The sequence below is a fragment of the Dorea sp. AF36-15AT genome, assembly GCF_003477705.1.
Taxonomy (GTDB): domain Bacteria; phylum Bacillota; class Clostridia; order Lachnospirales; family Lachnospiraceae; genus Claveliimonas; species Claveliimonas ammoniilytica.
This window is the reverse complement of sequence record NZ_QUDV01000023.1, coordinates 1-1,553: the sequence shown is the minus strand read 5'-3', so window position 1 is coordinate 1,553 and position 1,553 is coordinate 1. Positions and strand designations below refer to the sequence as shown.

The following is a 1,553-nucleotide window of genomic DNA, read 5'->3' as shown; positions in this document are numbered from 1 at the left end:
GTCGGAATCGGAGCGGGGATCTTACTTACGAATGGTATCGTAAAATGGCTGGAAAATATTTTTATGTATGAACAACCGTTGGTGGTGGAGCTTACGTTTGGAAGAATCATAACATTTGTGTTCTGGGGATTTCTGATGATATTTCTGGCGTGTCTCTTTCCGGCATGGAAAGCTGTCCATACCTCCAGTATGGAGCTGATCACACAAACTTATGAAGTAGATACAAAAATGCGTACTCGAACCAATCTGTTGAAAAAGCGGAAGCTATTTGGCACAGTGGGAATGCTGGCATTTAAGAATATGTGGGTTCGCAGGAAAAGCTATATTGCAAACAGTATATTGCTGATATTGACTTTTTGTGTGATTTTGGACGGCATGGCTGTAATGCGTGGAATCAATAAAGAGTATTATCCGGTAGATGATAGAGACCGTGAGGAACTGAACCTTTGGACAGAACTCTATACGATGGATGATGATAAGATTATGGAGTTTTACGAAAAAGTAGCAGCATTACCGGAGGTGACTTCCATATCGCTAGAGCGCAATCTGAATATTAGTGCTGTGCTACTGGAACCAGAGCTGATTCAGGATGATTTGCAGAAGGTTCCGTTTGAGGTGTCTACAGAAGTTGGATTTACATGGGCAGATGAACCATCACAACTTAGAGAATATCATGATATGAACTCAGGTGATTGGATAGAAGGTATTTATTTACGAACAATGATCGTGGGGTTAGATGATCAAATCTTTCAGGCATATGTGAAAAAGGCAGGATATAAAGTTCCAGATGATACCACAGACGAATATCAGGTGTTAATTGAAGATCACGAGGAAGTCCGGACATTAGAAAAGATCTGTCAACGCAGTATATTGAAGGCACAGCCAAACAGTGAATTTACTTTTTGGTATAGCCGATATGGAGATTTAGGGGTTCTTTCATGCAACATGTATCACCAACAAGATGAAATACGAAAGGGAAGCTTTCATCTGATTGGAACAACACAGGAAACACCGCCGTATCCTTATTATTCTGGAAAGCAGGATGATATTAATGGGTATCAAGAAGAGACGTTGGGATTCTGTCATATTTATATGTCTATGAGTGATTTTGAACGATTGTTAAAAGATCCAATGTATAGTGATATTTGTAGAGAACATCCTGAAGATACATACATTCTTAATTATACTAAGTATAGAAGTGTTGCTACTTATTTGAAATTTGATATTCAAAGGGAAAAGGCAGAGGAAAAGCATACATTTCTGGACTGGATTTTTGGCATAGATGGACTCTCAACACAGATACAGGAAGATGAGAGGATAAAGGGAAAAATTGAGAATATCGCACAGGAGGTGGGGCTGAAACAAAGTGCTCCGTTGATGTATGAGGTGGATGCAACTTTTGATGATGTGGACATTTCAAAGAGAAATACGTATGTCTTTAACAGCCAGTCGCTTTGGCAGAAAAATGAATACTTTCGTTCGCAAAAGTTTTTATTATTAATATTAGGATATGGATTGATGGCGTTGATCACGTTGTTGTCATTAACCAATAT

The 1,553-nt window shown here is 38.8% G+C and carries 1 protein-coding gene; it reads left to right on the top strand.

Features of this window, described 5'->3' with window-relative positions; translation table 11 throughout:
- Positions 1-1,553, top strand: a 1,553-nt coding sequence (locus tag DWZ93_RS14805; RefSeq protein WP_158574341.1) for a hypothetical protein, incomplete at both ends; no start/stop codon positions are given.